Source organism: Pantoea sp. Mb-10, assembly GCF_021272205.1.
Lineage (GTDB): Bacteria > Pseudomonadota > Gammaproteobacteria > Enterobacterales > Enterobacteriaceae > Pantoea.
Map to the genome: position 1 here is coordinate 98,463 of NZ_JAJSDX010000003.1, position 25,579 is coordinate 124,041.

Below are 25,579 nucleotides of genomic sequence, written 5' to 3' on the forward strand. Positions count from 1 at the left end.
GGCGGTCAGCTCTCCGTCAGCCGCTGTAGCAGGCCGCTGCGGCGCTGGGTTTGCAATTGCACGGCGCGGCGAAACACCCCTTCTTCACTGTACAGCGTGAGCTGCTTGCGCGCGCGCGTGATGGCGGTGTAAATCAGTTCACGCGTCAGCACGGGGACAAACTGCGCAGGCATCACCAGTGCGGTGTGATCGAACTCAGAACCCTGTGATTTATGCACCGTCATAGCCCAAGCCGTATCGTGTACGGGCAAACGGCTGGGCTGCACGGCTTTGATGGTGCCATCGGGCAACGGGAAGAACACCTTCAATACGCCGTCGTGGTCTTCGAGCGCAATGCCAATGTCGCCGTTAAATAACCCCAGCGTGCTGTCATTGCGCGTCACCATGACCGGGCGTCCGGGATACCAGCGGCTGCCGTTTTTGGGCCGACGCAGCCACTGCATTTGCATCAGCTTTTGCTCAATGCGCTGATTCAATCCCTGCACGCCAAACGGCCCTTCCCGCAGCGCACACAGCAGTTGATAGCGGGCGAATGCCTGCAAGATCGCGCCGGGTGTCGCCTGCTGCTGTACCAATTCAATAAACGGTCGGTAGCCTTCGGTGATCTCAGCCAGCATGGCTTGGTAGGCCTCGCCGCTGTTGAGCGGGCGCCGCGCAATATCGCTGAAGCCTGCGGCAAACGCCGCCTCTACGGCGTCAATCTCACCGCCGTTCACCGCGGCCGCCAGCTTGCCGATACCGGAATCTGCTGCAAAGCGGTAGCTTGTGCGCAGCAGGCAGATGGCATCGCGTACCGCCGGTGCAACGTCATCGTCACGGCCTTCGAGGGCGCAGCCGGTGAGCGTGGCGAGCTGTAATGCGCGCACCGGGCTGTAGCCCGCCTCGGCGCAGCGACAGATATCACCCAGCACCGCCCCGGCCTCAACCGAGGCAAGCTGATCGCGATCGCCGAGAAAAATCACCCGCGCCTGAGGCGGTAACGCGGCAATTAAATTCGCCATCATGCTCAAATCCACCATGGAGGCTTCATCCACTACCAGCACGTCCAGATGCAGCGGATTGCCCGCGTGATAGCGTAAACGCTGTGACTCGGGCTGCGCGCCCAATAATCTGTGCAGGGTGGTCGCCTCGGCCGGAAAGCGCTGACGCTCCTGTTCCGTGACCGGCAGCGCCTGCAGTGCATTCCCCAGAGATTCAGTCAGGCGGGCGGCGGCTTTACCTGTAGGGGCGGCGAGCTGAATGCGCAACGCGCCCTCACTGAGATGAATCAGCGCGGCCAGCAGCTTCGCCACTGTGGTGGTTTTGCCCGTGCCCGGCCCGCCGGAAATCACCGCTGTTTTTTGCGTAAGCGCCACGGCGGCCGCAATTTTCTGCCAATCCTCGGGCTGCTCGCCGAACAAGCTGTTTAGCACCGCTCGTATCTGCTCCGCGGCAAATTGCTGCGGTGCGGCGCGGGTCTGGAAAAACTGCGCGACCCGTCCTTCATGGTGCCAAAGGCGGTGCAGATAGAGACGATCGTTGTTCAATACCAGCGGCGCGGCGCGATCGCTCTCGCTCAACGCTGACCAGCCCGCCAGCAGCGCAGGCCAGTCCTCCGGCTCCCCTGCCGCCTGCCAGATGGCCTGCGCCAACTCGGGGTGACGCCCACTAAACAGCGTATCGCGCCGCAGCAGCGAGAGCGGCAGACAAACATGCCCTTCTCCCGCCTCTGCGCTCAGGCAGGCGGCGGCTAGCAGCCGTGCCGGTTGTGTCTCATCAGCCAATAGCTGGGCGAACTGCACGTCCAGCGCGCGCAAGGCCCGCAGCGCTATCGCCTGCTCTAATAGCGCGGTCATGCCGCTCATGCTGAAGCTCCTTGCCCGCGAAACAGGCCATCCAATTGTGTGACAAAATCATGCCGGGGACGCGTATGAAACACGCCATTCTCTGGCGAACTGCCGTCCATACCGCGCAGGAACAGATAAAAGACCCCGCCGAAATGCCGCTCGTAATCGTAGTCAGGCAGGCGGTGACGCAAATAGCGATGCAGCGCGAGCGTATACAGCTGGTACTGCAGGTCATAGCGGTGATCCACCATCGCCTGCGCCATCGCCTCTGGCGTGTAGGCCTCACGCGTGTCGCCCAGCCAGTTGGATTTGTAGTCCAGCAGATAATATTTTCCCTGCCAGCGGAACACCAGATCAATAAAGCCTTTTAGCATGCCCTGCACCTGACGAAAGTCCAGTGGAGGCGCCGCGGTAGACAGCGGATCCTGGCGCACCAGCGCATCCAGTTCCTGCGCGGTCAGCAGGCCGTCAATCGGCAAGTAAAACCCCATTTCCACCAGCCTGTCGCTGGACTTCACGCTGGCAAGCCGCAGCCCCTGCGCGTTTAGCGGCGTGTTTACCACGCGGGTAATCCACTCACTGAGCATCGGTTGCCAGAACAGGGGATAGCCACTTTGCTGAAGATGACGCGTGAGCGTGTCTTCATCCGGCGGGTGCGGAAAATCAAGGGATTCAAATAGCGTATGCAAGAACGTGCCCGGCGCGGCGCCGCGCGGAAAGTGATGCGGCGTCAGCGCCGCTTCCGCTTCCTCGCTCGACGACGCTTCCCCGGCCGCGTCAATATCAAAGCCTGGCATCACGTCCAGCAGACGATGGCTGCTGTGCTGTTGCAGCGCGGAATAGCTGGTGACGCGCCACGGGTCGACTAGCGTGCGGGTGACAGCACGTGCACGCAGCGTGTCTTCAGGCAGCGGTGCGTCGTGCCAGCGCGTCGCTTCACCCGCCTCGGCCAACACCACCTCGGTGCCCACATGGTCGATTTCACCCAGCAAAACGGCCAGCTGCTCTGCGCTGGCGGCTTCACCCCGCTGCAGCAGGAAACCCAAGGCGCTTTTGTGCAGATCGCTTGCTCCCTCGCGTTTGCGCGTGCCGCGAAACAGTGGCGCGACGCCAACGCTACAGTGAAAGATGGAGCGCGTCAGGGCGACATAAAGCAAGCGTAGATCTTCCGCCAGGCGCTCCTCTTCTGCCAGCGCCAAGCTCTCTTCGTTGCTGTGCAGGTCGAGCACCGGATTGAAGCTGTCGCGATCGTGATAAAGCGCCGTATCCGCCTCGCGGAAACCAGCGGCAAAAGGCAACCAAACCAGCGGATACTGCAATCCTTTCGACTTGTGGATGGTAACGATCTGCACCAAGTGACGATCGCTCTCAAGGCGCAGTTGCTGGCTGGCAGACTGGTTATCCGGACTGGCTATCTGCTGCGCCAGGTAACGCACCAACGCGTGAGGACTGTCGAGTTGCGCCGCCGCTTCCTGCAGCAACTCGCCGAGGTGCAGCAGATCGGTCAACCGACGTTCGCCGTTTTCCGATGCCAGCAGGTTTTCCGCCAGATGCCGCTCCAGCATAAGCTGCCGCAGCATGGGCAGGACGCCGCGCTGATGCCAAAGCTGCTGCCAGCGGGCAAAGGTCTCGACCAGCTCGTCCCAGGCGCGCGCATCGTGATCGAGTGCATCCAGCTGGGCGGCGTCAAACGCAAACAGCGAGGTCGCCAGCGCAGTGCGTAGCATCCGCTCCTGCTCGGGGGCCAATACCGCTTGCAGTAGCCAAAGTAGCTCTCGCGCCTCCGGCGTGGTGTAGACGCTGTCGCGATTGGACAGGTACACCGAGGGAATGCCGAGCTGTTTTAAGGCTTCGCGGATGTGGTTAGCCTCACTGCGGCTGCGTACCAACACCGTCATGTCCGACGCCTGCACCCCACGCTGCAGGCCGGCCTTGCCCAACAGCGCACGCCCCTGCTGACCCGCCTGCAGCCAGCGGCTAATGTCGAGGGCGCACTGCTGCGCCATGTACTGTTGGTAGTCACTGACGCTGCAGCCTCCGCCAGGTTGTAACCAGAGTCGGAGCGCGGGCTGCACGCGATCGTCTACCGTCAGTGAGAGCGACTGATTAGGCGGCGCGAACCGCACGGGCAGAAAGGGAATATCCTCAAATAAAAACGGCGATGGCAGCCGTGAAAACAGGTGGTTCACGGCCTCAACCATCTCAGGCGAGGAGCGCCAGTTGGTATCCAGTGTGTAGTGCGCACTCACTTCATTACGTGCGCGAATGTAGGTAAAAATGTCGGCGCCGCGAAACGCATAGATCGCCTGTTTGGGATCGCCAATCAGCAACAGCGCCCGATCGGGCTGCTGATGGTACAGGGTGCGAAAGATACGGTACTGCTGCGGATCGGTGTCCTGGAACTCGTCAATCAAGGCAACCGGATAGCGCTGGCGAATAACCTCTGCCAGCCGTTCGCCGCCGGACTGGTGCAGGGCGTCATCCAGGCGGCTCAGCAGATCGTCAAAACCGAGCAGCGCCTGCAGCCGCTTCTCTTTATGCACCGCCGCGCGGACTTCCACCAGCGCGCGCGCAATCATCAGATCGCGTAACGAAAGCGGTTGTGCCAAAAAGTCATCTATTGCGTCAAACAGCGCATGGCGCGGTGCGCTGCCTTTTTTGGTCTTTTCTTCCAGCAGCCGTTGGCTAAAGCGTGCCAGCTCAGCCGGCACCGTGTAATCACGGGTTTCGCTTTGCGCCCAGTCGCTGATTTTATTGACCCATACCGGCAAATGCTTGCTGCTGTAGCTGCGCTTATCAACGTCAGACTGGCTGACTAATGTGAGTACTTCCTCACCCACAGTGCGCCACTGCGCCTTAATTTTCTCGATTTGCGCCAGATTGCGTGCATGGCGAGTCGCCAGCGTTTCATCATCGGCTGGCGGCAAGCGCAAGCCGGGAGACTCCCCTTGTAGCCACGGTCGCAGCGTGGTCAGCAGCTGATCTGGCCCGCTCCATTCATTGACCACCACGCGTGCGATATCCAGCGTCAGCGGATAGCAGTGACGTCGCCAAAAGTCGGCGGTGGCGCGCCGCAGCAGAGGATGCTCATCCTCAATCAACTGTTGTTCAAACAGCATGCCTGATTCAAAGGCATTAAAATTCAGCATGCGCTGACAAAAACCGTGAATGGTGAAAATCGCGGCCTCATCCATTTGCCGCTCGGCCGCCAGCAGCAGCGATGCCGCGTCAGCTGGCTGGGCGATCTCCTCCAGCAGCTGATTCAACATCGCGTTGCTGCTTACGCCGCGAATGCAGGCCAAACGCAGCTCGTGGATATTATCGCGAATGCGGCCACGCAGTTCGGCCGTGGCGGCCTCGGTAAAGGTCACCACCAAAATTTCATCGACCGACAGCGGGCGCGAATAGGCATGCTCACCGCCGAGCCCAAGCAATAGTCGCAAATAAAGCAGGCCAATGGTGAAGGTTTTCCCCGTACCGGCTGAGGCCTCAATCAAGCGCTCACCGCGCAGCGGCAGCGTGAGCGGATTAAGCGTTTCAGGCTGCTGCGTCATGGCATATCACGCTTTACGTCCAGCGACTGCTGTAGCTTATCGACGCGATCCCACGTTGTGAAGCCCGTCACCTTGGCATAGTCGGCTGTATGAGCCGATGACTGGCTACCGCCAATTTGTGAAAGCATTGCCATTCCCTGCTGCTGCAGCACCGCCTGGTGGAAAAAGTCTGCCAAACTCGTTGGCGTGAGCTTGCCAATGGCGGCGAGGGTTTTTTCTCGGGTGTCGAACGCAAAGTTCTGCCGGTTGAAATCACGCTCATAGCGATTCGCCTCTTCTTCGAGGGTTTGCGGACGCTGTTTAAGATCGTTTATCAACGCCAGCTGATACTGCGCGAAATCTTCGTCACTTAACTGGCGCAGCCGCTGCTCTGCCTGCGGATAAAAGGCGCGGAAGCGCTCAAGTAGGTAAGCGGGCGATTTGCTGTTGCTTTGCAGCAAGAATCCAATGCCCCACTGACGGCCAATGGGCATTTGATAGCAGAATACGGCGTAGCCAAGCTGTTCTTCGGTGCGCAACTGGTTGTAGAACCACGGTTGGACAATCTGGCTCAGTAAGGTGCTGCTGGCCATGCTTTGGTATTCGCCGTATCCCAGCGGCACGTAGAGCGTCGCCAGCGCGGAGTCGGTGCTGCTGCTTGCGGTCTGCAAGTTCACTTTTCTGGCGTTATCAATGGCGACGTAATCGCTGTGCCAGTCTGTCTGCCCACGACTCTGGAGCTGCTGACGCAACTGTACCGCCAGCTGTTTGACGCGATCCGCGGACAGGTTGCCTACCGCCATCATTTCCGGTGTCGCCTCACGAATCAGTGCATCACGATACGCGGTGACCTCCTCAAGTGTGATGGTTTTGACCACGTCTCGCCGCGTATCGCGTTGCGTATAGGGCAGCTGTGAAAGCATTTGCATTGGCTGAATGGCCTGCTCAAACGCCTTGCCTCTCTCTGCGGCGTCAAGGCGATCGAGATACCAGGATTTTGCCTGTTCAAGCTGCGGCGGCGTGGGCTGGAAACGCGCGTAGCCTTCCACCAGCTTTTGCAGCAGTTCAGGCAGACGCTGCGTGAAGCCACTGGCGTTAAAGACCAATCCCTCATTTTCTCCGATGGAGAAACTGATTCCCGCCACCGACGCCTGATTATTTAACTTATCAAGCGCCAGGCTTGAGAGATAATCATTTAAACCAAACAGCACCTGCTGACGCGCATCGCTGATGGCATGTTGGTTGCGCAGCGCCAGCGTTATCGCCGCCTTGGGTTCCTTGGCGAACGCCGCGCTGGGCATCCAGTAAATACGCATACTTGCGGCATCACCAATCGCCATCGGATGGGAAAGGGTTTTTCCCTGCGCGTCGATGAGGGAAAAGTCAGAAGGAATGTAAGGATTGAGCGTTGGCAATGCCAACGGGAGATCTCCCCCCTGCTGCTGCCAGGCGCTAAATTGCGCAAGAGTAATGTTATCCACTTGATAAGGGGCCTGGACAAAATACGCTTCCTTATTGTGCGGTTCATTGGGGCTGATAAACCAAATTCGGGCGTTTTGCGGCGTCATATCACTCAAACGCGCCTTGATAGCGGCAGGATCGAAATCGTCCGCAAGATAAGGCGCATCCAACGTATGTTGCAGCGGCACGCGCAGCATGGTATCCGCTAGCCACTCAATGTAATCCATATCCCGGGTGATAGAGGGATAGCGGAAATCCAGCGCCAGTACGTGCGAAACCTCGTCAAAGTAGGCTTTATCAATGCCCTTGTCGCGCAACAGGGTTAGATAGCGGAATACCGCACCCAGCACTTTATCACGCTGCGCGAGCCCTTTATCCGTCAGGGACACGGTGATAGCGAACACGCCGCTGCTGCGTTCAGTGAACGGATCGGCACCCGCGTTCACGCCATCCGCCAGTCCCTGCTTTTGCAGCCAATCATTCAGCGTATTCTCACTGCGATTGGTTAGCATGTAGCCGATGAGCGTGTCGGTTTTGCTGCGGAACCGATCGCTATTGTTAGCGATGCGAAACTCAATTTTTAGCTGTTTGCGCGGCTGGGCAGGCACGTAGTGGATGATGATGCCTTTTTGCGCGTCAGTCACCACCGGCACGGTGATAGCAGGTACGCTGGCTTGGTGATTTGCAATACGTCCAAACGTCTGGGCGGCGATGCCAGCCATCTCAGGCAGCGACTTGTTGCTGTAAATGACGCCTTTCATGAGGTTAGCGGAGTAATGACGTTGATAGAACTGCACCAATGCCTGATGCAAATTGCTCTCGGGCTTGTCGCTTAACGTTTCAAGGTTACCGCCTGAGTAGCGTGAAGCCGGGTGTGCCGGATTAAGCGTCTCGGCGCCAACCTGCGCCATGCGCAAGCCATCGCGCGACCGCGCCATGGTCAGCTCGGCATTGACTGCGTGACGCTCGCGATCGGCATTCACCGGATCCAGCAATGGATGCGCAATCGCATCCGCCAGGCGATCCACCGCAGGCAGTAGCGCGTCATTCGCCACTTCCAAATAAAACGCGGTGCGATAGGATGCCGTGCTGGCATTATGGCTTCCACCGTGCTTTTTCAGAAATTCGGCCAAATTATCTGGCTGCGGATAACGCTGCGAGCCCATCAAAACCATGTGCTCCGTATAGTGCGCTAAGCCAAGCTGCGCGTTGGGGTCGTCAAGTGAGCCAATGGGCAGCGTCAGGGCCGCCAGTGATTTCGGCGCATCAGGATCAGAAACCAGTAGCACCGTCATGCCGTTATCCAGCGTGATTGCCTGATAGCTGCGCGGATCGCGTTCGCTCTTACGAATGCTGTCATTAACCGGTTGCCAGCCGCGATCGGCGGCAGCCGTCGCCTCAAGTGCCAGCATACTTAATAGCAGCGCGCCTACCCAGCGTGCATGAATCCGCATGTAAACCCCTTTGATTACTGATTATCGCCAGCTGTGTGTACGGCGACATACTCCATACTAACAAGGCAAAATGGTGACAATGAGCCGTGAACCCTGTGCGTTATTCGTTAGCTTGATGCGCGAGGCGCACCGGTAAATACCAGCGACGCGCGGCGGCAATAATCGCCTCGACAGCGGCGTCGTCGAGCGTGCGGCAAAGACGTTGCAGATAGGGATCGCTGCCTTCGCCTTCAATCTGATAACCGCCCTGCCATGCCTGGAGCAGTTTATTGCGCGCTTTTTGCTGAGTCTGCTCATCCTCTAACAGCTGATGCGATTTCACATCAAAGCTGGCATCCAGCCAGGCGCTGCCCGCTTTATTCAGCAGCAGGAGCGGTTCAGACAGTCCGGCCTGGTAAGCAGTAACATATTCGGTAAGCAGCGTCTGCGCGTGCTCGGCGCTAATCGCCTTAAAACCCCAGTGGCTCTGTTTACGCCCGTACATCCGACTATCCCCTTTACCGCCTAGCGCGCAATACACCAGATGCTCAAGCCACAGCAGCAGCCCATCGTTCATGCTCAGAACCCCTGGCCGCCAGCGCAGGAGGCCGTCAGCTTGCACCTGGGTTAACCAACCGGTCAAGAGAACCTCACCCAAAGGCAGCGCGACCTCCCAGCTCTCGGCCGGCAATCGCTGACCGGCAATGTTCTCGGCCACTTCCTGCATCTCTTCCGTTTGGCGCTGCCAGAAGAGTTCGCCAAAAGCACCGTAAGGTAAGTTACCTGCGGCGCGGTGACGCGCAAACAGCTGCGCCGGATCCGCGCCCTCGACCAGCGCGTTGAGCAATTCCGCATTGATTTGATAACGCTCGAGGCTGTCAGGCGCAAAAGGTTCGCTATCGGGTAGCTCGCTCTCTTCCATCCAGAATGAGACGCCAAGCCGCTGCTGGAACCAGGCGCGCACCGGATGCCGCCAAAAGCGCAGTAGCTGCTCTAGCGACAGGCTCGTCAGCACGTGTTGCGGTAACGGCTGCACGAAATCCGGTTGCGCAACGCCGCTGCCCGTTGCGGCGGGCAGCCATTCAGCGGCAAAGCTTTGTCCGCTGAAACCGGGGTGAAAATTTTCCGGTGCGAAAGGCATACGGCTGTGCAGCGTTTGCAGATGCGAGCGAACGCGCTGTTCACTGACGTCAGGCTCGGCGGACTCATCACCGGGCAGGCAAAAACTCTGACTCAGGTAATCCAGCAGCTCAGTGACCAGTACCGAAGGATAGCGCGCGCTGTTATCCTGAATGGCGCGGCCTATATAGCTGATATACAGCTGGTCTTGGGCGCTGATGAGCGCCTCAAGAAACAGGTAGCGATCGTCATCCCGTCGGCTGCGGTCGCCTTTGCGCGTCTGCTGCTGCATTAAATCAAAGCCGAGCGGCGCCAGCGTGCGCGGATAAACGCCATCGTTCATGCCCAGCAGGCACACGACCTTAAACGGGATGGAGCGCATAGGCATCAGCGTACAGAAGTTGATGGGGCCAGCCAGGAATCGCTGGCTAATGCGCTGTTGATCAAGGCGTGAACGCAGCTCATCACGCAGCAACGTTACCGGGATAGGCTGCTGATAGGTGGCCTGCATCCCCTGTTCAATGATCTGCGCCCACTGGGTTTCCACCAGCAGCAGCGCGGCTTCGCTCTCGGCATCCGCAATAAAGAAGGTATCGATCAGCTCGCGGCACAGCGGCATCCACTCTGCCAGCGTGCGATCCTCTTTTAATCGCGCGCGCCAGAGATCGAGGCACGCGAGCAGATTCGCTAAGTGGCCCGCGAGCTCGGCGATCAGCCCACTGGATTCGTCGTAGGGCAAAATGCCCTGCCAGTCGCCATTGCGACTCTCCAACGCATAGCCCAGCAGCATGCGCTGCAGGCCAAAGCGCCAGGTATGCTGGCCCGTTACCGGCAGCGCCAGCGCTTCGACGCTGGCATCATCCAGCCCCCAGCGTATGCCCGATTCCATTACCCAACGTCGCAGCAGGCGCAAGCCACTCTCATCCACGGAAAAGCGCTGTGCCAGCGCGGGCACTTCGAGCAACGCCAGGATTTCTTCCGAGGCGAAGCGGCTTTCAGGCAGCATCAGAAGGGAGAGTAGCGCCTGAATCGCCGGATGCGCCTGGCTGGCGCGACGATCTGAAATAGCAAACGGCAGGTAACGGTCGGCAGGCGCACTCGCGAACGCGGCCTGAATAAAGGGCGCGTAGCTATCAATGTCCGCCACCATCACAATGATATCGCGCGGCCTGAGCGAGGGATCGGCCTCCATCATCGCCAGCAAGTGGTCCTGAAGCACCTCAACTTCTCGCTGAGCGCTGTGGCACACCTGTACCGTCACGGAGCGATCGTCAGGGTCAAGTCGGCGCTTGCTACGGCTGCTGCCTAACTCATCTGCCGTGAGGCCAATGACCGCCCTGTCCTCAAGGTTGAGCAGATCGGCCTGCAGGCTATGCAGCAGGTTATCCTCGGGCATATCGACGAATGCATCGACATCGTTTGCAGCGGCCTCCATCTGGCTTAATAAGAACAGATTGTCGCGTCCCAGCTTGCCCCATGAGGCCAGCAGCGGATTAGTGAGCTGCTGTTCACCCAATTCATTGAATAGCGTGGTGGCCGCATCGGGATCGCGAAACAGCGGCTGTGCGTCATCCGAGTGAAGGCGACGACGCTGGCGACTCTGTAGTTTCGCCAGAAACGCGTAGTCCTGGATGTCGCCCCAATAGTGACGGCATGGGTTGGTAAACAGCAGGTGAATATCGATATGGCGGCCAAGCGCTTCAAGCGCCTGCAGATAGACCGGCGGCAGCGCAGAGATCCCGCAGATAAAAACGCGCTGAGGCAAACCAGCGGGCGGTGAGGTGGCCTGCTCAAGCGTTTGAATAAAGCGAGCATAGAGGTTAGCGCGGTGCCACATCGGCTGCCCAAGCTGCTCTGTAAAGCTCACTAAATCGCGCCACAGCGCAGCTTGCCAAATTTGCACCTCTCCCAGCCCTTCGACAAGTTCGCCACGTTCCCAGCGGTTTAACCAGTCAGAACGGTAAACCAGATACTGGTCAAACAGGTCGGCAATACGGGCGCAAAGCTGGTACAGCTTGCGTTTATCCTCATCGTCATTGAGGTATTGGTGCAGCGGCTGAAACGCGTCTTGTTCCAGCAAGTCAGGCAAGCGATGCATCAGCTTCCAGCTCATGCTGGCTTTGTTGAACGCGCTTTCTTCAGGAATACCGGGCAGCACTTTCACAAACATGCTCCAGATAAAGGTCGCAGGCAGGGGAAACGCGATGTTCGCGGCGATGCCAAAACTGTTTGCCAACTCCATTTGCAGCCATTGCGCCATGCCGGGACTTTGCACCAGCACCTGTTCAGCCGCCAGGGGATCCTGTAATGGCTGATTTTCAATCAGGATCCCGGCAAGATTTTTCAAAAGATCAAGCTGATTGGAGTGGTAAACCCGGAACATAATTCTCCTCAGAAGCAAAGACAGCGCAGCCTGGTCACTCTACCTTGTATCGTATGCAATGCCTACCGCGCTGCGCGCAGGTTACCGGCATTTAAGCTGGGCTAACGTGGCGGTCCGCTGTTGTGCACCCGTAACGGTCACACGTTCCAGCGTGCAACTTGCTGAAACAGCCTGCTGATGACGCTGCGTGCGCCACCCTGCAACGTCACGTCCTTGCATGGCTTGCGCAGCCGCCTGCCAAGCCTGACGCTGGAGCCATTGCTGGCTGAACCCCTGCGCCAGCGCGCGATGATAGTGCAGCAGAGCGGTGATGGTAAGCGCCAACAGCAGCATCGCAACCAGCGTTTCCGTCAGACTAAAGCCCTGTATCGCCATTTTGCGGCATGCACGCCGCGGGCGTTGCCAGCGGGCAGAAGTCGATCCATCCATGCGCGGCGGCTTGTGGGACCTCCGTTTCCAGGGAGACCCAGCGCCACAGCGAGAGCGCGCGATCTTCACCGCGTCCAGAGAGCAACCCATAATTATCCTCCGTGCGCAGCAAGCAGCTTTGCCACTGTTCTGCCGGCCATGACTGACACTGCCAGCCCTCTGCTTTTGGCCAGCGCTGTGTCCGCCCCCATTCCAGCGCCGAATGCGCTTGCCAATAATCTTTGTGATAGTGCTGCTCATCCCCCACGGTTTGCAGGTTCTGCGAGAGCTGCGTGCGCATGGCGTGCAGCGTGATGCCGCCCAGCAGCATCAGCAACAGCACCATGCTCAGAGGACTGTTTCCTTGCTGTTTCACAGATTCATGCCCTGAACCCAGTGCTCAAGCGCAACCCGCTGACGTCCTGCCGACGCGGCAAGGTACACCATCAGACGCGTTCCCTGCCGCACGACGCGAAAGGTCTCCACGGTAAGAAACGCACCATCAGTGAGCCGCTCCCACCCGCCGCCAGCGCAGTTCTCTACCCCGCGCTGCATTTCAATTTGCCCTTCTCGCAGGCGATAGCCATACCATTCGCTCTCGCTGTGAGCAACGCCTTCCCAACGGCCATTGCTGTTTTCATCCCAGCGCAGCAGCACACACGCACCGCCAGAGGCGAGCTGTAGCGCCGGGCCACTGCACGTGCCGCGACAATAGCCTGCACGCTGAAGCGCTTTTTGCAGCGTATGGGCGAGTTGCTGCAGTTCCTGTTGCAGCTGGACACGCTGCTGAAGGCGCAGAGTGTGATCCAGCAGCAGTGGCAAAAAACGCCCCACGCTCACCATCAGCACCGCGCCGACAGCCATCGCCAGCAGCATTTCAAGCAGGCTAAAGCCGCGCTGATCTAGGTGCATTTTTTATCCTCTGGGCGACATAAACGGATGCGCGCACGTGAAGAGATGATGACCCGCCAGCGCCCGGCCTCGCTTTCAATGTCGATGCTGCCCGGGCGGGCCACGTCACGCCGACCGTAAAATCCCGGCTCGCCTATCAGGCTTTGAATCCGCACGCCGGGATAAGGCGGCGTATACACCCAGCGCGATGGCGGCTGACAGCGCATGTCCGGTGCTTTTCCTGCGCCAAGACAGCCCGGCTTGCCTGGCATTAACCACAGATTGACCTCACGGTTATGCCAGTTAGCGTACGCGCGCACACGCAACAAAAAGCCTTGCAGCTGGCGGGCGCTATCGCGCAGCTGTTGCTGCTGTTGCCAACGCTGCCAGCCCTGAAAGCCCCCTAAACTGATGATTCCGGCAATCGCCATTACCAGCATCAGCTCAGGCAGGGTGAAACCCGTAAAAGGATGCTTGTTCATGGCGCATGACTTTGCGCGTTATGGCGTGGGCCCACAAGCGCGTAGCTGCGAATAGGGAATGAGGCTTACAGACAATGCAGGGCGTTTACGCGAGATGCAGTTGGGGTGTGCGATGGCTTCAAAAATAACAGGCGATAATACGCTTTCAGGGTAAAAAAAACCCTGCCATACGGCAGGGCTGCGTGCGCATAGCGCTGTGAACGCTAGACCGCTACCGGGGCCTTGATAGCGGGATGCGGATCGTATCCCTCAACCACAAAATCATCGAAGTGATAGTCAAAAATCGACGCGGGTTTACGCTTGATCACCAGCTTTGGCAGTGGACGAGGCTCACGCGTCAGCTGCAGTCGCGCCTGCTCCAGGTGATTGCTGTAGAGGTGCGTATCGCCGCCGGTCCAGACGAAATCGCCGACCGCTAAATCGCACTGCTGCGCCACCATATGTACCAGCAGCGCATAGCTGGCGATGTTAAACGGCAAGCCAAGGAAGATATCGCAGGAGCGCTGGTACAGCTGACAAGAGAGTTTGCCGTTGGCGACGTAGAACTGGAAAAACGCGTGGCACGGCGCCAGCGCCATCTGATCCAGCTCGCCCACGTTCCACGCAGAGACGATAATGCGGCGCGAGTCGGGATCGCGCTTCAGCTGCTCAATCACTTTCGTGATTTGGTCGATCTCTTCGCCAGAAGCGGTGCCCCAGCTGCGCCACTGTTTACCGTACACCGGCCCAAGATCGCCGGTCTCGCTTGCCCACTCGTCCCAGATGGTGACGTTATTCTCTTTGAGGTAGCCAATATTGGTCTCGCCCTTCAGGAACCACAGCAGTTCATGAATAATCGAGCGCAGATGCACTTTTTTGGTGGTGACCAGCGGAAACCCTTCCTGCAAATTAAAACGCATCTGGTGGCCAAAAATAGAGCGCGTGCCGGTGCCGGTACGATCGGCCTTTTCGGCGCCCTCATTTAGCACGTGTTGCATCAGGTCCAGATACTGTTTCATTTTACCTCTCGTGTGTGTTGCTGCGGGCGACGATATGCCCAAACCATCATAATAATGCCTGCCAGAATCATGGGAATTGAAAGAATTTGCCCCATGCTAATGCCGCCTTCAAACAGGCCGAGCTGCGCATCTGGCTGGCGGAAAAACTCAACGATAATACGAAATGCACCGTAGCCAATCAGGAACAAGCCTGAAACACTGCCCATCGGGCGAGGCTTACGGATGAATAAATTAAGAATGATAAACAGCACCACACCTTCCAGCGCCAGCTCGTAAAGCTGCGAGGGATGACGCGGCAGCACGCCATAGGTATTTAACAGCGACTGGTACTGTGGATTGTTAGCAGCCAGCGCAATATCTTCACTGCGCGAGCCCGGGAACAGCATGGCGTATTTAAAATCAGGTGCTACGCGGCCCCACAGCTCGCCATTAATAAAGTTACCTAAGCGACCCGCCCCCAACCCGAAAGGAATCAGCGGCGCAATGAAGTCCGCCACCTGGAAGAAATGACGCTTGGTACGGCGCGCAAAAATCAGCATCACCACGATCACGCCAATCAGGCCGCCGTGGAAGGACATGCCCCCGTCCCACACTTTAAACAGATACAGCGGATTCTCAAGGAACAGTGGCAGGTTATAGAACAATACATAGCCAATACGCCCGCCCAAAAATACGCCCAGGAAGCCGGCGTAAAGCAAGTTTTCAACTTCCTCTTTTTTCCAGCCGCTGCCCGGTTTATTGGCACGGCGAACTGCGAGCCACATCGCGAAGACAAAACCCACCAGATACATCAAGCCGTACCAGTGAAGTGAAACCGGTCCGATAGAGAAAATCACCGGATCGAATTGGGGAAACGAAATGTAGCCGTTAGTCATCATTCACCATCGTTTTTTCTGCCCTGAAACGGGTCTGACTTAAGGGGTCGATATAATAAAAGGCTGCGCATGATAGCACAGCCGCTTTGTACAATTTCCGCAGAAATGTAAACAGTTAACGCCCGCCGCGAATCAATCCGCCCAAGCCACGGCGCTCCATAAATGCGGAGATCCGATGCCGCACTTCCGACGCGGTGTGTGCCTCGACGGCTTCGTCACTCAGCTTTTGCGCTTCTTCGTAATCCAAGTGACGCAACAGATATTTGACGCGCGGTATGTTCTTGCCATTCATGCTGAGGTGATGGTAGCCCAGTCCCACCAGCAGCGCGACACACATTGGATCGCCCGCCATTTCACCACACAGGCACAGCTCAAGATTGGCCTTACGGGCTTCGAGAGCAATGCTTTGCAGCGCGCGCAGCATGGCGGGATGGAGCGGATCGTAAAGATTTGCCACGCGCGTGTTATTGCGATCGACCGCCAGCAGATATTGGGTTAAGTCATTGGTGCCGACCGAAATAAAGTCAACGCGTGCGGCCAGATGCGGGATCATAAACAGCATGGACGGCACTTCAATCATCACACCAATGCGTGGCTGCGGGATGGCATAGCCGAGCATGTCTTCCACCTCCCGTCCGGCACGATCGATCAGGCGACGCGCGTCGTCGATCTCATCGATATGGCTGATCATGGGCAGCAGAATACTGAGGTTGCCGGAGGCGGCATTCGCACGCAGCATGGCGCGCACCTGCACAAGAAAAATTTCTGGCTGATCGAGCGTAAGGCGGATGCCGCGCCAGCCCAGACACGGGTTTTCTTCACTGATGGGCATATACGGCAGCTGCTTGTCGGCACCGATGTCCAGCGTGCGCAGCGTCACCGGCTTGTTATAGAACAGCTGTAGCATGCCCTGGTACTGCGCAACCTGCTCTTCCTCAGAAGGAAAGCCGTTTTGCAGCATGAAAGGAATTTCGGTGCGATAAAGGCCGATGCCGTCCACCCAGCTGTCCAGCGCCTGCTCATGCTCGGGGCTTAAGCCTGCATTCAACATCACCTGCACACGCTGGCCGCTTTTCAGTTCCCCAGGCTGCTCGACCACGCCTTCGGCCATTTTGCTCAGTGCATTCTCTTCACTGATAAGACGCTGGTACTCTTGAACTAAAACCGGTTCGGGATCGATTAATACTTCGCCGCGATAGCCATCGACAATCAGCAAACGTTTATTGAGCTGCGCCGGTAAAATATCGGCGCCCATGACGGTGGGGATCCCCATGGCGCGCGTCAGAATGGCGGCGTGCGAGTTGGCGGCACCGTCGCGGACCACGATGCCGGCTAAGCGCTCCTGCGGCACTTCCGCCAGCGAGGTCGCGGTAAGTTCATCGGCCACCAGCACAAAGCGCTCGGGCCAGGCATTGGTGCCCACCAGCGTATCGTCGAGGTGAAACAGCAGGCGCTGCCCCAGCACACGGAGATCGCCCGCGCGCTCGCGCAGGTACTGATCCTGCAAATTGGCAAACTGTTCAGCGAACTTTTCAATGACCGTCTTAACTGCCCATTCCGCCACCGATCCGCGGTCGATCTCCGCAAAGAGATCTTTTTTGAGCCGCGCATCGGTAAGCAAATGCGAGTAGAGATCGAAAATTGCCGCACTCTCTTTTTGCACGCTGGCCGCAAAGCGCTTGCTAAAGCGGCGAAATTCATTTGCCGCTTCACTCATCGCCAGGCTCAGGCGCTCGCGCTCGCGCTGCACATCCAGCGTGGAGGCTGCGGTAACCTGATCAAGCTGTGGCTGAATTTGATCGACCCAGCCGGGCGCCACGGCCACGCCTGGCGCAGCCGCGATCGCTTTAACGCGCGTTTGACGAAACTGGCCAAACAACTGACCCAGCTGGGACTGCGACAGCAATCCCGCCATCTGCGTGGCAAGCGTGACCAGAAAAGACTCTTCGCTCTCGTCGAATTGACGATGTTCCCGCTGTTGCACCACCAGCACGCCCAGCAGCTGGCGACGGCTGATGATCGGAACACCGAGGAAGGAGCGATAGCGCTCTTCTTTAACGGCAGGAATATATTTGAAGCTGGGATGGCTCTGCGCATCGGCCAGGTTGATAGGCTCAGCAAGGCGGCCTACTAATCCCACGATGCCCTGATCGAATGCCAGTGTGACGGTGCGACCGCGCGGTTTTTTTAACCCGCGCGTGGCCATCAGGTAATAGCAACGGCGGTCGTGATCGGCCAGATAAACCGAGCAGACCTCCGTTTCCATCGCCAGGCAGATTTCATTCACCAGAATGTCGAGCGCTTCATTCAGGCGCGGTGCGCTCGCCACTTTCTCTACAATTTCGCGCAACTGAGTGAGCATAAAGGGCGTGGCCTATCCTCTTTTACGTCGATGGGCGGCGTGATTATTGCGCTGCCCCGCACTCTCCTGCATAGACATTACCACGCCAGCAAACTCCTTCATGACGCGACGATAAACATCACGCTTGAACGAGACCACTTGACGTACCGGATACCAAAAGCTGACCCAGCGCCAGCCATCGAACTCCGGCGTGCTGCTGTGTTGCACGTTGATATCCGCATCACTGCACATCAATTGCAGAAGAAACCACTTCTGTTTCTGGCCGATACACACCGGCTTTGTATCCCAACGCACCAAACGTTTTGGCAATTTGTAACGTAACCAGTTACGGGTCGAAGCAAGTATACGAACATCTTTGCGGTGCAAACCCACTTCTTCAAACAGCTCACGGTACATGGCCTGTTCAGCGGTTTCACCCGGATTGATGCCTCCTTGAGGAAATTGCCAGGAGTGCTGTCCAAAGCGCCTGGCCCATAACACTTGTCCCTGCCTGTTACAGATTACGATACCCACATTTGGGCGGTAGCCATCATCATCGATCACTGGACTACCTCAAAGCTAAATTTGAATGGCTTGATTGTTTCACACTCCTTACAGACGGTAAACCACTGGATATCAGGGGAGTTAGCCTATTAACAGTGGGATAACTCACAGAATGTTGCCAACTTATAAACAGCCCAAGGCTTTTAAGGTCGATCTTATTCACCTTTTCTGTGGATAGCTATGTGTAGAACACGGGAATGCATTGAATAACCGCTTCGGAAAATTCTCATTGAGAACTATCATGACACAAAAAAAACCATTATTTGTCATATAAATAAATAAAAATCTCATCACCATTTTTACTCACACCTTCTGCGAACAGCCGCTTGCCCTACGCAAGCGGCTAAATAGTAACCAGCGTCGTATTTATCCACAGAGAATGTCCTAAACCTGGTCAAAAAAAGGAAAAAAAGCGCGCAGGTCGATAAAGTCAAGGCTGTAAATGGAAACAGGGGTCACTTCTGTGTGCGGTTATCCCACCTTTCTGTGGATAACTGCGTGTAAGATCCTGTTCATTGTCGATGACAAGCTGGGATAACCCCGCCTTACTGCATCTGCCTTGCAGACAATTCCCCAAAAAAAGCATGCCGAATCATGCTATTATCAGCTTCATTCTTGTAGGCTCAGTGTGGAAAACTGTCCCATCACCACGCTGTATGATATTTAACCAGGCCAGTATCACCATGAATAGCTCACCTTCCCTGCCCACCGCGCCGCATCATGAGGAAGAACTGTTGCAGCGCGCCCATCAGTTAGCTGGCCAGACGTTATCTGCCCTGGCTATGCAGTTGGGCCTGCCGGTTCCCGCCGATCTCAAACGCGATAAAGGGTGGGTGGGCACGCTACTGGAACTGCACTTGGGTGCCAGTGCAGGCAGCAAGGCCGAGCAGGATTTCGCGCATCTCGGCATTGAGTTAAAGACCATACCGGTGGATGCCCAAGGTAAACCGCTGGAAACCACATTTGTGTGCGTGGCGCCGTTAACGGGCAACAGCGGTGTCACATGGGAAACCAGCCATGTGCGACACAAGCTGGCGCGCGTATTGTGGATTCCCGTAGAGGGCGATCGCGCATTGCCGCTGGCCGAGCGCCGTGTGGGCTCGCCGCTGCTGTGGCAGCCCAGCCAGGAAGAGGAGCAACAGCTGCGCGAAGATTGGGAAGAGCTGATGGACATGATTGTGTTGGGAAAAGTCGAGCGCATCACCGCGCGGCACGGCACCTGGCTGCAGCTTCGTCCTAAAGCAGCGAACAGCAAGGCGCTCACCGAAGCTATTGGCGAGCAGGGTGAACCCATTCTGACCTTACCGCGCGGCTTTTATCTCAAGAAAACCTTTACTGGTCCCCTGCTAGCGCGCCACTTTCTTCTCTAACACACCCGCTTTGCCACACCGCTTCACGCGCAGCGCACCGCTGCAAGTTGCTGCGCGACGTGTATAATCGCCGTTTAACTTTCGTTTAGGAATGAACTCTCACATGTTTGACTGGATTGCAGATCCCAACGCCTGGCTGGCACTGGGAACGTTGACCATTCTGGAAGTGGTTCTGGGCATTGATAATATTATCTTCCTGTCGCTGGTGGTGGCCAAGCTGCCTAAACATCAGCAAAGCAGCGCACGCCGTATTGGCCTGATGGGTGCCATGCTGATGCGTCTCGCCCTGCTGGCCTCTATTGCCTGGGTGGTACGCCTGACCAATCCGCTGTTTTCCCTCATGGACCACGCGTTTTCGGTGCGCGACTTGATTTTGCTGTTTGGCGGGCTGTTCCTGCTGTGGAAATCCAGCATGGAGATTCATGAAACGATAGAGGGCGGCGAAGAGGAGCACAAAACCAACGTGCACTCTTTCTTCGGGGCCATCGTCCAGATCATGCTGCTCGATATTATTTTCAGTCTCGACTCCGTGATTACGGCGGTGGGCCTATCGGATCACCTGTTTATCATGATGGCGGCGGTGGTCATCGCAGTGCTCATGATGATGTTTGCCGCTCGGGTCATTGGCGAATTTGTTGATCGCCATCCCTCGGTCAAAATGCTGGCACTGGCATTTTTAATTTTGGTGGGATTCACGCTCATTTTGGAAAGTTTCGGGGTGCATGTACCAAAAGGTTACATTTATTTTGCCATGTTCTTCTCAATGGCAGTGGAGTGCCTCAACCTGATGCGCGGCAAGAAAAACGCGGCCTCGTAATGTCAAGGGCGGCACGTGCTCGCCCACTGATTTTCGGAATCATGCGATTACCCCTCGCGGCAAAACGATTTATTACTACACTTTTGCTGATGATGTCGCGACGAGGGAGCTCAAGCATGAAGGGGTTAGTGGGTGTAGCAGGTGTCATACTGACAGCGCTGTTAATGAGTGGGTGTAGCAGCGATTATGTCATGGCGACCAAAGATGGACGCATGATCATGAGCGAGGGCAAGCCCACCATCGATAAAGAGACCGGCCTGGTAGAATATACCGATGAGCAAGGCCACGTTATGCAGATTAACGGTGACGAGGTCTCAACCATCATTGAACGTTAAGTGCCGAAATACCTTGCCTGCGCCATTTTTCCCGCGTGCAGGCGATTTCCTCCACGCTTTCCCCTTTCGTCCGCGCTGCTTCACAGGCTATAGTCCTGCATGACACACCATTCTTTTTCATAATAAAAAGGAAGCCGGCAATGCATTATCACCGTATCCCCCACAGCACGCTGGAAGTCAGCCAGCTGGGGTTAGGAACAATGACGTTTGGTGAGCAGAATAGCGAAGCCGACGCGCATGCACAGCTTGATTACGCGGTAAGCAGCGGCATCAACCTGATTGATACCGCAGAAATGTATCCCGTGCCGCCGCGCCCGGAAACCCAGGGGTTAACCGAACAGTACATTGGCAGCTGGCTGAAAAAGCGCGGCAGTCGCGACAAAATTATCCTGGCAAGCAAAATTGCCGGGCCCGTGCGCGGCTCGGACGCATCGATTCGCCCTCACCAGGCACTGGATCGCAAAAACATCCGTGAAGCGCTGGACGCCAGTCTCAAGCGCCTTAACACCGACTACCTCGACCTTTATCAGCTGCATTGGCCGCAGCGCCAAACCAATTACTTCGGTAAGCTCGGTTATCAGTACACCGATGCCAATGCAAGCGTCACGCTGCTGGAGACGCTGGAAGCCCTGACCGAACAGGTACGCGCCGGGAAAATCCGCTACATTGGCGTCTCGAACGAAACGGCCTGGGGCGTGATGCGCTATTTGCAGCTGGCAGAAAAGCACGAGCTGCCACGCATCGTAACGATTCAAAACCCCTACAGCCTGCTGAACCGCAGCTTTGAAGTGGGCTTAGCTGAGATCAGCCAGCACGAAGGCGTAGAGCTGCTGGCATACTCCAGCCTCGCGTTTGGTACGCTGAGCGGCAAATACCTCAACGGCGCGCAGCCAGCCGGCGCGCGCAACACGCTGTTCAGCCGCTTCACGCGCTACAGCGGCGAACAGTCACAGCAGGCGATCGCCGCCTATGTGGCGCTGGCCAATCAGCACGGTCTGGATCCGTCACAGATGGCGCTGGCCTATGTGCGCCAGCAGCCTTTTGTGGCCAGCACGCTATTGGGCGCCACCACGCTGGAGCAGCTGAAAATTAACGTGGAGAGCTTTAACCTCACGCTGAACGCTGAAGTGCTTGAAGCACTGGAAGCGATCCACCGCCAGTACACCTATCCGGCACCGTAACCATGACAAAAAAACGCCGCGCGGCGACTGCCGGGCGGCGTTTTTTTATGTCGGATAGAGAAGTATTAGCGCCGCGCTTTCCACCACAGCACGGCAATCGCCAAACTAAACAGCACGCCGAATCCGATGCCGGTTGCCACCGCTGGCGCGCCGAGTTTGATCGCCAGAGTATACACGCCCAGCATTACCAGCATGGCAATATTTTCCGCGAAGTTTTGTACCGCAATGGCGCTTCCTGCGCCGATGCTGGCTTGACTGCGCGCCTGCAGCAGCGCGTTGAGCGGAACCACAAAAAATCCGCCCAATGCCCCAATCAGCATCAGGATCAGGTAGGCAGACAGCAGACTGTGCTGCAGCGAAAACGCCGCCACCATTACGCCAATCAGCACGCCCGCAGGCATGCAGCGGCGCACCTTCTCCAGCGAGACCCACTTTGCCGCTGCGCCAGCGCCTAATACGATGCCAATCGCGACCATGGCATTGAGCGTGGTCGGTGTTTTATTGTCGCTGATGCCCAACGCTACCGGTACCCACAGCACCAGCAGAAAGCGCAGCGTCACGCCCGCGCCCCAGAACAAGCTGGTGCCCAGCAACGAGAAGCGGGTTTCGCCGTTGCGCCACAGCTGCTGCACCGACGCGGCAAAGGTGCGCAACAGCATGCCCATCTGCCAGCGTTGCCCTGGACGCGCCGCGGGCAATTTGGGAATAAAGATATTCGCCGTAACGGCCAACGCGTAAGTCAACGCACACACGATCAGTGCCGCCAGCAGATTCCAGTCGGCCAGCAGACCGCCCACTACCGAGCCCAGCAAGATGGCCGCAATCGTCGACGACTCCATCAGGCCATTGGCTTTCACCAGTCGCTCGCCGTGAGTGATCTCGGTAAGAATACCGTATTTGGCGGGCGAATAAGCCGCCGCGCCCACGCCCACCAGCGTATAGCCGAGAAACGGACTGAAGCCAAAGCAGATCGTTAACGCCCCCAGCAGCTTCAGGCCGTTTGCCAGCATCATCACCCGGCCTTTGGCTATGCTGTCGGCAATCTGCCCCACAAAGGGTGCCAGCAGAATGTAAGTGGCCACAAACATCATCTGCATGATGGGCTGGCTCCAGTCGGGATAGAACTGGTTTTTCAGCACCGCCAGCGTGACAAACAGCAGCGCATTGTCACCAAACGCCGAGAAAAACTGCGCCACGATCACCGCCAGCATGCTGCGCGATAAGAGTGCGTTGTCGCGTGGGGAGGTCAGGCTCATGCTGACTCCTCTTCCGCCAGCTGTTTCAGGCGGACGTAGTCAGGTTTACCGCTGCCCAACATCGGCAGCGCCGTCATCACACGAATATCGCGCGGTACCGCCAGCTCAGGCGCACCGCTGGCGCGCGCGGCGCTCAGCAGCTGCTCGCGGGTCAAGGCGCTATCGGTGGTAAACAGCACCAGCGCTTCGCCGCGCTGCCCATCCGGCCGCAGCGATGCGGCGTGCTGTTTCTCACCCGAGGCACGCAGCGCAATCTGCTCTACGCTCTCAAGCGACACCATTTCGCCCGCAATCTTGGCAAAGCGTTTTGCCCGCCCCTGAATCTGACAGAAACCGCTCTCATCAAAGCTGACGATATCACCGGTGTCATACCAGCCGGGCTCCATTTCGCCTTCACCGTTGTCTGCCACCGGCGGCTCCAGCACGCCCGGATTGTCCACGCGTAAATAACCGTTCATCACGTTCGGGCCGCGCAATTGCAGGCGACCGCCCTGCTCAATGCCCGGGACGGCAATCAGGCGCGAATCCATCCCCGGCAAAATGCGTCCCACGGTGTGAGATTTGGCCGCCATCGGCACGTTGATCGCCACCACGGGCGCGCACTCGGTGACGCCGTAGCCTTCCAGAATACGGATGCCATACTTTTCCATGTAAATCTGGCGCGTGCCTTCCTGCAGCTTTTCAGCCCCCGCGACCACGTAGCGCAAGCGGGCAAAATCGTAGGGATTGGCGAAGCGCGCATAGTTCCCCAGAAACGTCGAGGTGCCAAACAGCACGGTACAGTTACGGTCATACACCAGCTCCGGCACAATGCGATAGTGCAGCGGGCTGGGATACAAAAACACCTGCGCGCCTGTCATCAGTGGCGTGAACAGCCCCACCGTTAGCCCAAACGCATGGAACAGCGGCAGCGCAGACATAAAGCGATCGCGCGGGGTGAAGTCGGCCACGGTGCGGATTTGCTCAACGTTCGCCAGCAGACTCTTATGCGAATGCACCACCCCCTTGGGCTGACCTTCCGAACCCGACGTAAACAGCACCATGGCCGCCGCCTCCGGCGGCTGCTCAACCTGGGCACGGCGTGGCATCAGCAGATGCGCCAGAATCCACAGCTTGTCGCTGAGCGTGACGGTGTCTTTTAAATCTTCCAGGTAAATCCAGCGCACCTCGGTCAATCCCTGCGGCAGATGCCACAGATTGCCTTTTTCGAGAAACTGGCGTGAGGTAAACACGGTTTTCACCTGCGAAGCGGTGAGCGCCGCGCGCATGCCGTTGATGCCCGCGGTGTAGTTAAGCATCGCCGGCACGCGGCCGCGCAGCGAAGCACCTAAAATGGCCGCCGCCGTGACCGTGGCGTTGGGCAGCAGCAGGCCAATGTACTCTCCCTGCTGGCTATAGCGCTCCAGAATGCGGCCAACGCCCAGCGCTTTTTTCAGCAGCCCGGTATAGCTATCCGCTTTGAGGTTCACATCTTCGATACAGAGTTTAGTCAGCCCGTAGCGCTGGCGCGCGTTGAGAAAGGCGTCATAGAGCGTTTCACGCGGGCGCACCGCCATGCGCGCTTCCATCATGATGTGATGTAAGTGCTCGCCAGCTAACTGGCGGCGATCGCGCGCGCGTTTGGCTTCGGGCATGGGAATGTGCGTGGCAGGCAGCACGCTCAGGGTAATGCGGGGAAACAGACGCCGTTTAAAAACGCCCCCCAAGCGACCAAAGGGCGTGAACTCCGCCCCTTCAATGCGCATGGGTACCACGGTGGCCCCCGACTTCGCTGCCACAAAGCCCGCGCCGCTGTAGACTTTCATCAGCGAGCCGGTCACCGTAATACGGCCTTCCGGGAAGATCACCACCGGACGACCGCTGTTAACGGTGCGCACCAGATATTTAATCGACATCGGCTTAGTGGGGTCCAGCGGCACGAAATCAATAAACGGTTTCAGCAGCCGCATAAACCACTGTTCGCTGATGGAGGAGTAGACCGCGAACACCGGCTTAATGGGCAGAAACAGCGCCAGCAGCGCGCCATCAAGAAACGAGGTGTGGTTAGGCGTAATCAGCACCCTGGATTTGTGCAGTGCCGTGAGATCGCCACGCAACTCTACGCGCCATACCAGGCGACACAGGAATCGCAGAACAGTGAGTAACATGCCAGCTCCTTAGCAGCGGAGAAAAAGGGCTCTTACGATGCAGGATCTGGCGATGCCCGACAAGTAAAGAATCAGGGAAAGCGTGATTGTGCTCAGGTTGGGCGGATGCGCAGGAAGCCGGGGCGTTTCGCGATGCGCCTGCGCAGGGGAAAGGTTGCC

18 protein-coding genes are annotated in these 25,579 nt (G+C 57.6%); 4 read left to right on the plus strand and 14 right to left on the minus strand.

Features of this window, described 5'->3' with window-relative positions:
* Positions 1-5 precede the first annotated feature (5 nt).
* The 12 genes from recD to rppH all read right to left on the minus strand — a co-directional run bounded on the left by recD (position 6) and on the right by rppH (position 18,314).
* Complete coding sequence (gene recD, locus LU196_RS06550) at positions 6-1,844, minus strand: exodeoxyribonuclease V subunit alpha (protein ID WP_232758748.1); 1,839 nt, start codon at positions 1,842-1,844, stop codon at positions 6-8.
* On the minus strand, positions 1,841-5,380 hold the full coding sequence (gene recB, locus LU196_RS06555; RefSeq protein WP_232758747.1) for an exodeoxyribonuclease V subunit beta: 3,540 nt from the start codon (positions 5,378-5,380) through the stop codon (positions 1,841-1,843). Before recB ends, recD begins: the two co-directional genes overlap by 4 nt.
* Complete coding sequence (gene ptrA, locus LU196_RS06560; protein WP_232758746.1) at positions 5,377-8,274, minus strand: pitrilysin; 2,898 nt, start codon at positions 8,272-8,274, stop codon at positions 5,377-5,379. Before ptrA ends, recB begins: the two co-directional genes overlap by 4 nt.
* A 100-nt stretch (positions 8,275-8,374) precedes the next feature.
* Entirely contained in the window at positions 8,375-11,755 is a 3,381-nt protein-coding gene (gene recC / locus LU196_RS06565; protein ID WP_232758745.1) for an exodeoxyribonuclease V subunit gamma, read from the minus strand.
* An 81-nt stretch (positions 11,756-11,836) separates the two neighbouring features.
* Positions 11,837-12,130, minus strand: coding sequence for a prepilin-type N-terminal cleavage/methylation domain-containing protein (locus LU196_RS06570; RefSeq protein ID WP_232758744.1), 294 nt, complete (start codon positions 12,128-12,130; stop codon positions 11,837-11,839).
* Positions 12,111-12,539, minus strand: a complete 429-nt coding sequence (locus LU196_RS06575; RefSeq protein ID WP_232758743.1) for a DUF2509 family protein — start codon at positions 12,537-12,539, stop codon at positions 12,111-12,113. Before LU196_RS06575 ends, LU196_RS06570 begins: the two co-directional genes overlap by 20 nt.
* On the minus strand, positions 12,536-13,075 hold the full coding sequence (locus LU196_RS06580) for a prepilin peptidase-dependent protein (protein ID WP_232758741.1): 540 nt from the start codon (positions 13,073-13,075) through the stop codon (positions 12,536-12,538). The genes LU196_RS06575 and LU196_RS06580 overlap by 4 nt, the downstream gene beginning before the upstream one ends.
* The gene (locus LU196_RS06585) at positions 13,066-13,536 is read right to left on the minus strand and encodes a prepilin-type N-terminal cleavage/methylation domain-containing protein (RefSeq protein WP_232758739.1); all 471 of its coding nucleotides are present in this window, start codon (positions 13,534-13,536) and stop codon (positions 13,066-13,068) included. The genes LU196_RS06580 and LU196_RS06585 overlap by 10 nt, the downstream gene beginning before the upstream one ends.
* Positions 13,537-13,739: 203 nt before the next feature.
* Complete coding sequence (thyA, locus tag LU196_RS06590; RefSeq protein WP_232758737.1) at positions 13,740-14,534, minus strand: thymidylate synthase; 795 nt, start codon at positions 14,532-14,534, stop codon at positions 13,740-13,742.
* Positions 14,531-15,409: a prolipoprotein diacylglyceryl transferase gene (gene lgt, locus LU196_RS06595; protein WP_232758913.1), complete on the minus strand. Its 879-nt coding sequence runs from the start codon at positions 15,407-15,409 to the stop codon at positions 14,531-14,533. The genes thyA and lgt overlap by 4 nt, the downstream gene beginning before the upstream one ends.
* Before the next feature lie 115 nt (positions 15,410-15,524).
* Positions 15,525-17,771 (minus strand): phosphoenolpyruvate--protein phosphotransferase, encoded by a 2,247-nt coding sequence (gene ptsP / locus LU196_RS06600; RefSeq protein ID WP_232758735.1) that lies wholly within the window; start codon positions 17,769-17,771, stop codon positions 15,525-15,527.
* A gap of 12 nt (positions 17,772-17,783) precedes the next feature.
* Positions 17,784-18,314 (minus strand): RNA pyrophosphohydrolase, encoded by a 531-nt coding sequence (gene rppH, locus LU196_RS06605; RefSeq protein ID WP_232758733.1) that lies wholly within the window; start codon positions 18,312-18,314, stop codon positions 17,784-17,786.
* A gap of 683 nt (positions 18,315-18,997) precedes the next feature.
* Here rppH and mutH point away from each other — a divergent pair.
* The 4 genes from mutH (at position 18,998) to LU196_RS06625 (ending at position 22,017) form a co-directional block, all read left to right on the plus strand.
* Positions 18,998-19,684, plus strand: a complete 687-nt coding sequence (mutH, locus tag LU196_RS06610) for a DNA mismatch repair endonuclease MutH (protein WP_232758732.1) — start codon at positions 18,998-19,000, stop codon at positions 19,682-19,684.
* Between the two features lie 103 nt (positions 19,685-19,787).
* Entirely contained in the window at positions 19,788-20,501 is a 714-nt protein-coding gene (locus LU196_RS06615; RefSeq protein WP_232758730.1) for a TerC family protein, read from the plus strand.
* A gap of 116 nt (positions 20,502-20,617) precedes the next feature.
* The gene (locus LU196_RS06620; protein WP_232758728.1) at positions 20,618-20,836 is read left to right on the plus strand and encodes a YgdI/YgdR family lipoprotein; all 219 of its coding nucleotides are present in this window, start codon (positions 20,618-20,620) and stop codon (positions 20,834-20,836) included.
* 140 nt (positions 20,837-20,976) lie between these two features.
* A complete protein-coding gene (locus LU196_RS06625) occupies positions 20,977-22,017 on the plus strand; it encodes an NADP(H)-dependent aldo-keto reductase (RefSeq protein WP_232758727.1) in 1,041 nt (346 codons plus the stop codon).
* A 65-nt stretch (positions 22,018-22,082) separates the two neighbouring features.
* Here the strand turns inward: LU196_RS06625 and lplT are convergent, their stop codons facing one another.
* On the minus strand, positions 22,083-23,273 hold the full coding sequence (gene lplT / locus LU196_RS06630) for a lysophospholipid transporter LplT (protein WP_232758725.1): 1,191 nt from the start codon (positions 23,271-23,273) through the stop codon (positions 22,083-22,085).
* On the minus strand, positions 23,270-25,420 hold the full coding sequence (gene aas, locus LU196_RS06635) for a bifunctional acyl-ACP--phospholipid O-acyltransferase/long-chain-fatty-acid--ACP ligase (RefSeq protein WP_232758723.1): 2,151 nt from the start codon (positions 25,418-25,420) through the stop codon (positions 23,270-23,272). Before aas ends, lplT begins: the two co-directional genes overlap by 4 nt.
* Between the last annotated feature and the right edge of the window lie 159 nt (positions 25,421-25,579).